This is a genomic window from Streptomyces sp. NPDC006265 (genome assembly GCF_040613555.1).
GTDB lineage: Bacteria > Actinomycetota > Actinomycetes > Streptomycetales > Streptomycetaceae > Streptomyces.
Genome location: NZ_JBEXSH010000486.1, coordinates 1 through 6,799 on the forward strand (window position 1 = coordinate 1; position 6,799 = coordinate 6,799).

Sequence of the window (6,799 nt, forward strand, 5' to 3'; positions counted from 1 at the left end):
GGTCTCCTGCGGAGACCGCGCCCCTGGTTTCAGCGGTGACACGCGCCGTCGCCGCAATCAACCACGCTTGCGGAAGAAGAGGCCACGGCGGAGGCGGGGCTGCGGCTGGTACGGCGGCTGCCCCGCCAGCTCGTAGACGGCGTCGTGGAGCTGTGGGTGCGCCAGGAGGGTCCAGTGCTTGCCTAGGGCCGTCCAGACTTCCGTCAGGGCGGTGTGTGGGTCCGTTCCCAAGATCGTGCTGTAGGCCGCCGCCACGGCGGGGGTGCGCGAGCGGCCCGCGACGCAGTGGAGGAAGACGCGCTTTCCTTCCTTGCGGAGCCGGAGGACCTGGTGGGCCGCCTGGTCAAGGGCGTAGTGGAGGTTGGGGTTCGCGCCTTCCTTGTCGACAAGCCAGACGCGGACATGCTCAACGTCGATCCGGGAGAAGACCGGGTCCTGCCCGATGCGGCACAGGGAGACGACGGCGTCGACCGGCGGGGTGCCGGTGAACTCGGTCATGGGGAGGTTGCCGAGGATGACCCCGGGGTCCTCCGGGTGGGCCACCGTGAAGGCCAAACCCGCATAGCCGGGAATCTTGACGCGCGGGGCGGAGGGCCAGCCGTCGCTGTCGTCGGCACCCTTGCGGGCGGTCAGGACGGCCAGACGGACGAGGCCGGGGCCGGACATCATGGGCCAGCCGTTCACCGCCCGCTGCCAGTCGAGGGGGATGGCAGAGACGCCCCAGCGCGCCCCGAGGAGGGTGCCTGCGATCGCGGCCACGGTGTCGGTGTCGTTGCCCGCGCGGACAGCGGCCTCGGTGGCGAGCTGGAAGTGCTGGGCGGGGAACGAGTCGCGCTCTGGTGCCAAGTCCGGGACGGGTGTGCGGGTGATGGCGGACCACGCTGCCTGGAGGGCGGTGACCACGTACCCGTTCCTCTCCCAGTGGTGCGGCGGGTTCGCCTCGGCCTCGTCCAGCCTCGCGTGCCAGATTCCCTGCCGGTCTGCGGGAAGGAGCGCGACACCCTGGCGGACGCCGTCGAAGGTGCCTTCCAGTACGGCGATGCGGACGCCCGAGCACCACAGGATGCACGCCTCGATGCACTCGGGGTCGGAGTGCGTGAGGGAGCTGATCATTGTGGCTGCCCTGACCATCCCCTCGACGTCGTCCAGGTAGGCGAGGGCGACGATGCCGGTCCGCATGAGCGAGCCGTTGCCCGCGCTGAACCGGGTGCGGGCGGTGTAGGCGTCGGCTGCCGCCAGCATGGCCTGTGCGGGTGTCCCCGTCTTGTGGGCCTTCGCGGCGCCGAGCACGCTGCGGGTCTGGTTCCCGATGTCGCTCGCGCCGCCGTCACGCCAGCGGTGGAAATTGCGGGCGATCTGGTCGAGCGCCCCGTCGCTGGTCAGGTCGGCGCCAGTGGCGGCGACTGCGGCGATGCACACGTGCATCTGCGTGTCGTCGGAGTACTCGCCCGGCTTGTAAGGGCCCAGGCCGCCGCCGATCATGACGGGCTGCTCGTTGGCGGTCAGTCGGCGCGCGAACTCGTAGGGCACGCCCAAGGCGTCGCCGCACGCGGCGCCGAGGAGGACGCCGGCTGCGCGGTCGGTGGCGTGGATGCTGAGCGGGTGGGACGCCGGGATCGGGGTGGCGGCGGTGGAGTCAAGGAGCTTCGTGTTCACGGGTGTTCTCCCGAGGTCGTGTACCGCGTGGATGGTCTGAGGAAGGCGGATGCGGGGAGCGCGGCATCAACTCGCCTGGCGCTCCAACCCGCTGTCGCTACGTCAGAGTGACACGACCCAACCTCTCTCGTCAACATGACGATTAGCGTTGCGTATTACTTTTTTCGTGTGTACTGTGGTTGTTGTCGGAGGTGCTCTCGCCACTCCGTACGACGCGCCCCGTCCCCTTTCGTGGGCCCCATGCCAGCGCCCGGCGACTGGTGTCCAAATCCCTTTCCCTGACAAGGAGTTCAGTCATGAACAAGGCCCAGCTCGTAGAAGCGATTGCCGACAAGGTCGGCGGCCGCCAGCAGGCCGCTGACGCGGTCGACGCGGTCCTGGACGCCATCGTCCGCGCGACGGTGGCGGGCGACCGGGTCTCGGTCACCGGATTCGGGTCGTTCGAGAAGGTCAACCGCCCGGCCCGGTACGCCCGCAACCCGCAGACGGGCGAGCGGGTGCGGGTCAAGAAGACCTCCGTTCCCCGATTCCGCCCGGGGCAGGGCTTCAAGGACCTCGTCAGCGGCGCGAAGAAGCTGCCCAAAGGCAGCGAGGTGGCCGTGAAGAAGGCCCCGAAGGGCAGCCTCACCGGCGACGCCGCCTCCGCCACCACGGTGAAGAGGGCGGCGGCCAAGAAGGCCGCGCCGAAGAAGCCCGCCAAGGCCATGAAGTCGCTCGCCTGATCCCCTTCGCCGGGACCTCTGTCCCTCTGGCGTTTCCTGCTCGACGGCCGGGCGCTGCTGCGCCCGGCCGAATCGGAGAGACCCACTGATGACCTATCTCGTGATCGACGGCGCCCGCGTCGTCTCTGCTCACCGAACTCTGGCCTCCGCCCGCTCAGGGGAGGCGCAGGGGCTCGGGCACAGCACCGAACCCGGCCCATCGGTCGGCGGCGTACCGGCCTGGTGGGCAAGGCCGCAAGAGAGCGGCGGGGTGGCGGAGCTCGGCATCCTTCGCACTGCCGCGACCGAGCTCGGTTTCCGCTTCGAGCTGCGCGCCTGCCAGGCGCCGGCCGGTTCCTGCACCCACCGGCCGTGCGCCACATACGCCACCTGGGCCGTCAGCCGCCGATACGAGCTCCTCAGCGAGCTTGCCGCGTTCGTGCCCCTGTCCTGGATCTGGGTCGGCCAGCGTAGCGACGACCCCCGCGGCGACGCGCCGCAGTTCCTCACCGAGGGGCGGGCCCTCGTCGACCGTCTGACGGCAGACATGCAGCAGCCTCTGCGGGCCGTCGAACAGCTGCCTGATGACACCCGGACTCTGGCGGAGCGCGCCCAGTCCGCCCACGCCCGTGCCGTGAAGTTTCTGGCGCGGCACTTCGGCCCCGACTCCGAAACCGGGGGCGTCGTGGTCCGCCCGGTCCTTCACGGCCAGGACCTGCATCTGAGGCTGGACCCGTCAATTCCGGCGAACCTGGCCGTCTGCGGCACGGCGTTGCCAGGGCGCCGACGGGATGCCACCGGTGCCGAACTGGGCGCACGTCCCTGTGACCGGTGCTTCGGGCGTGCCCCCATCATCCCGCCGCCCGTGCTCGGCGCCGCCGAGTACGAGGCGTGGATCGCGTACATCCACCAGCCCGGCTCGTGACCGGCGAATCAGGGAGGAGTCACCTCGTGTCCGAGGCTCCAGCCACCGTCCTTGCCAATTCGTCCAAACATCTGGCGCTTCGTCTGCTCCGCCGCAGGCACTTCGGCGCCGGCTACCTGACGCAGGTGATCGACCTCGCCATTCGGGAGGTGGTCCCCAGCCAGTTCGACGAACCCGACGAACGCGAAGCGGCCCGGGTCCACCAGCGGCTGACCCGCTACGCCGCCAACGGCCAGCCCGGCTCCACCGAGCTGGCCCGCGCCATGCTGGACATCAGGCGCGCCCTGGACCTCGTGCGGCACGGGCACTACAGGGTCTCCGCCGTTCCCGAGAGCGGACCCGATACGACCGTCGCCGCGGAACAGCTGATCGAACTGGTCACCGAAGCCGGCCGGGACCGAGTGCTCGCGGCGCAGGGGGGAGCTCTGGTCGTCTTCGCGGAGAACGAGGGGGCCAGCACCGTCTACCGACCGGTGTCCGCCGCCCAGGCCAATGCCCTGCGAAGGGCCGCGCGCAGCGCGAAGGAGGAGGCGATCCGCCTCCACGAGGGTGCTGTTGAGGTGCTGCGCCCGCATGTGCGCATGGCTGACTGGAGTAAGGACGACGGGTACGGAGTCGCCGTCGACGTGGTGCGCGATGGGGTATCGGTGCAGTGGTGGCCGGCTGCGGTGCCGGAGTCCCAGGCGCTGTGGGAGCAGGGAGGAATCCGCGCGCTGTGCGTGGCGCTGCTGACGGCCCGGTTCGCCGTGTCATGCGGGGATGTGGGAACACCCCACACCATCGCGTTGTGTATTTAGGATTCAATGTGTAGTATGCGAATGTCTGGTCGATCGGCCGCCCTCTTCTTCACAGCCCGTACGTCGGCTTCCTCCGGCGCTGTGACGGCGGTCGTCTGGCCGCTGCACCGCTGCGCGGCGAATCCCGCAGCCCTTCAACTCACCGCCCGGGCCACGAAGCGCCCGCCTCGAATTGGGAGCGCCATGGCCCTGAGCAGCCCACAACCGCGCCGGACGCCGCCCCTCGACTCGCTCGGGGAGCTTGTGCCGGGCGCCGAGCTCGTCAAGGTCCGCGCCAACCCGAACAACTGGAGCCAGGCCGAGCTCCTTGCCGCCTACACGTGGCCGCAGCACCAAGGCGAGCGCTTGGTCCCCGTCGGCAACGGCAACCACTCGGACGACGCGCACCACACCGCGCTGACGATCGGAGAGTTCCTCGACCAGTACCGGCAGCTCCCGGTCGTCCGATTGCTCCAGGCCAGCGACTCCGCGTACACCTTCCTGGTCGAGCTCGCCCGCCCCTCCTGGGAGCTCGCCGGTGGTGATCCGCAGTGAGCGCCCCGGCGATTCCCGCCGCGTGCGCGCACCGTCCCACTCGTGGCGGCCTGGTCGTCCCGTACGTCTCGTTCGAGCACAACGGCCTGCCAGTCTTCGGCGGGCTTCACCGGGGCAGGCGGGCCCGGGCCTTCGAGAACAGCCTGTGCCAGATCTGCGAACGGCCGCTGGAGCGGTGGTTCTACGTGCTGGTCCGTCCGCAGGACGTGAGTGTCGGGTACGCGCCGGAACCGGCACTCCACCCGCCGTGCCTGATGTATGCGGAGAAGGCGTGCCCGACGCTCAACGGCACCAGCGCCACCTACCGTCCGGGCGGCGTCATCTCCCGGCATCCGGCGGGCCGTCCGTGCGGCGACCCGGCCTGTTCCTGCCCCGTCACGGCTCCCACCGCGGAATCCCAGGTACGTGCCGGACGCAAGGCCGACGACTGGGACGCCTGGATGCTCTCGGCGGACCAGTACACGCTGCGCCGGGATGACCGCGGCGGTGCCGCGGGCATCCAGCTTCCTTCCGACCCGAAGCGCATCCGCCGCGTTCGGGTGTCCCCCGAGCGCAAGCGCGCCCTCGCACTGATGGCGGCGCTCCAGGCACTCGGCATCTAGCACTCCCACTTCTACGCACCCCACCCCTGACCCCCGGGCTCTGCCACCTACGAGGATGACCATGCTCGCTGAACGCTTCCGCCCCTCCGACATCGAGAGCCTGGTGCGCATCGCCGGCGCCCTGGCCCACTCACCGGCCGCGGCCGAACTGCCGTCGCCGTCCCGTGAACTCGCCCAGCGCGTTCACGCTGAGATCGTCGCCGAGGCCGCCGGCCGTCGGTCCCCGGCCATTTCCGCCATCCTGGGACCTCGCCCGGGCGAGCAGGTCTGGATGCTGCGCATCTGGACCCGACACGAGGACTCCACGGCGCCGTACGCCACCGAGGGCGCTGCCCTCGCGGAGCTCGCCACGCATGTGCGGAGCAACTGGGCCAACGTGGGCGGCCAGGGCGACGTGCCCGATGAGCCTCCGGCCAACGACGCCGAGGCGATCGACCTCTACTACGGTGCCGACGGCGACGCGGTGCCCGATCAGGGCTTCGCGCTGTACTCCGAGGAGATCGGACGGCCGCACCGCTCTCGGATTGTTCCCCTGAACTTCGCCTTCCCCGACGCCGTGACGGCCGATGGCCTCAACCGCGGTGCCGTCTTCTACGCCGCCGATGACGACGGACCCTCGTGCATCGAGGTGGCCGGTGTGCTCGTCTTCGGCTACGTGGACGCCGAGGACGGTGTCGTCCGGGTCTCGGTCCACACCGACAGCGCCGACCCCGAGCACGTCGTCCGGCCGGACGGGACCGTACCGCTGCGCGTCGTCGTGGAGGACACCGTCGTCCTCGACGACCACAGTCGCCACCGCGCCCCGCACCCCACCGTGTTGGAGCAGCTCCTGGACGCTGCCGGCACGGAGCAAAGGGCCGTGATCACCTTGGTGGCGGTCTCGGCGGGGCTGATGTGGAGCTGTCCGGACTGCCGGTGGCCCAACCCGCGGGCGACGGAGCGGTGCGAGCGCCCCGGCTGCGGACTCAAGGTCAAGGCGGCGGCGGTCGGTGCGCAGGCGGCAGCGCTCTCCGCGGTGCCGACTCTCGCGCTGGAGGGCCCGCGATGAGCGTCAAGGCCAAGTCCTACCCGCCAGCGCCTCAGCACCTCCGTGCCGCATGTGCCCATCCATCGGGGCACCTCACGTCACACGGCAGCCGTACCACGCTCCAGGTCTACCTCGACGACGGCCTGGTCTACCGCAACGACGGCGACGATTTCCGGCTGCCGGCGGAGTTGGCGCAGGCGCAGGGCGTCGGACCGTACTTCATCACCGGCGCCGGGCGGCGGGCGATCCTGAACGACTCCCAGCTGGCGGCCGTCGACTCCGCGGACGAGAACGGCGCGCTGCGGGACGTCAGCTGGCCAACCGCCGCCGCCCTCGCCCGTCTCGCGCTTGTCGAGTACCGGGACGCAGACGGCGCCCCGCAGCCCACCGACGGCGACGACGGCCGTACCGGCCCGAAGCACCGGCCCTTCCTCACCCCCGCGGGCGTCGACGCCCGACGCGCCGCGAAGTCCCAGCCCTGATCCCCCTCCCCTTCGGCGGGGCGGGCGCCAGACGCCGCGATCGACCGCCGCGCCCAGCAGGGCGCCGAAGACCAC

The 6,799-nt window shown here is 70.8% G+C and carries 7 protein-coding genes and 1 pseudogene; 7 read left to right on the forward strand and 1 reads right to left on the reverse strand.

From position 1 onward, the window contains the following. Positions 1 to 57: 57 nt before the first annotated feature. The gene (locus ABZ281_RS31180) at positions 58 to 1,656 is read right to left on the reverse strand and encodes an ADP-ribosylglycohydrolase family protein (RefSeq protein ID WP_356660895.1); all 1,599 of its coding nucleotides are present in this window, start codon (positions 1,654 to 1,656) and stop codon (positions 58 to 60) included. A 296-nt stretch (positions 1,657 to 1,952) separates the two neighbouring features. Here ABZ281_RS31180 and ABZ281_RS31185 point away from each other — a divergent pair. From ABZ281_RS31185 to ABZ281_RS31215, 7 genes and pseudogenes are all read left to right on the forward strand, one after another. After that, positions 1,953 to 2,348: pseudogene (locus ABZ281_RS31185) on the forward strand (HU family DNA-binding protein); the annotation flags it as partial. Between the two features lie 118 nt (positions 2,349 to 2,466). Further along, complete coding sequence (locus tag ABZ281_RS31190; RefSeq protein ID WP_356660897.1) at positions 2,467 to 3,282, forward strand: hypothetical protein; 816 nt, start codon at positions 2,467 to 2,469, stop codon at positions 3,280 to 3,282. A gap of 26 nt (positions 3,283 to 3,308) precedes the next feature. Then, positions 3,309 to 4,079 (forward strand): hypothetical protein, encoded by a 771-nt coding sequence (locus ABZ281_RS31195; protein WP_356660899.1) that lies wholly within the window; start codon positions 3,309 to 3,311, stop codon positions 4,077 to 4,079. Between the two features lie 21 nt (positions 4,080 to 4,100). Then, positions 4,101 to 4,613 (forward strand): hypothetical protein, encoded by a 513-nt coding sequence (locus ABZ281_RS31200; RefSeq protein WP_356660901.1) that lies wholly within the window; start codon positions 4,101 to 4,103, stop codon positions 4,611 to 4,613. After that, positions 4,610 to 5,215 (forward strand): hypothetical protein, encoded by a 606-nt coding sequence (locus ABZ281_RS31205; RefSeq protein ID WP_356660903.1) that lies wholly within the window; start codon positions 4,610 to 4,612, stop codon positions 5,213 to 5,215. Before ABZ281_RS31200 ends, ABZ281_RS31205 begins: the two co-directional genes overlap by 4 nt. Before the next feature lie 61 nt (positions 5,216 to 5,276). Then, positions 5,277 to 6,263, forward strand: a complete 987-nt coding sequence (locus tag ABZ281_RS31210; protein WP_356660905.1) for a hypothetical protein — start codon at positions 5,277 to 5,279, stop codon at positions 6,261 to 6,263. Then, positions 6,260 to 6,724: a hypothetical protein gene (locus tag ABZ281_RS31215; RefSeq protein WP_356660907.1), complete on the forward strand. Its 465-nt coding sequence runs from the start codon at positions 6,260 to 6,262 to the stop codon at positions 6,722 to 6,724. Before ABZ281_RS31210 ends, ABZ281_RS31215 begins: the two co-directional genes overlap by 4 nt. Positions 6,725 to 6,799 lie beyond the last annotated feature (75 nt).

Bases quoted from the DNA above. Each gene is read 5' to 3' on its own strand.
- ABZ281_RS31190 (WP_356660897.1), top strand. From the start codon at position 2,467: ATGACCTATCTCGTGATCGACGGCGCCCGCGTCGTCTCTGCTCACCGA.
- ABZ281_RS31200 (WP_356660901.1), top strand. From the start codon at position 4,101: ATGTCTGGTCGATCGGCCGCCCTCTTCTTCACAGCCCGTACGTCGGCT.
- ABZ281_RS31210 (WP_356660905.1), top strand. From the start codon at position 5,277: ATGCTCGCTGAACGCTTCCGCCCCTCCGACATCGAGAGCCTGGTGCGC.
- ABZ281_RS31215 (WP_356660907.1), top strand. From the start codon at position 6,260: ATGAGCGTCAAGGCCAAGTCCTACCCGCCAGCGCCTCAGCACCTCCGT.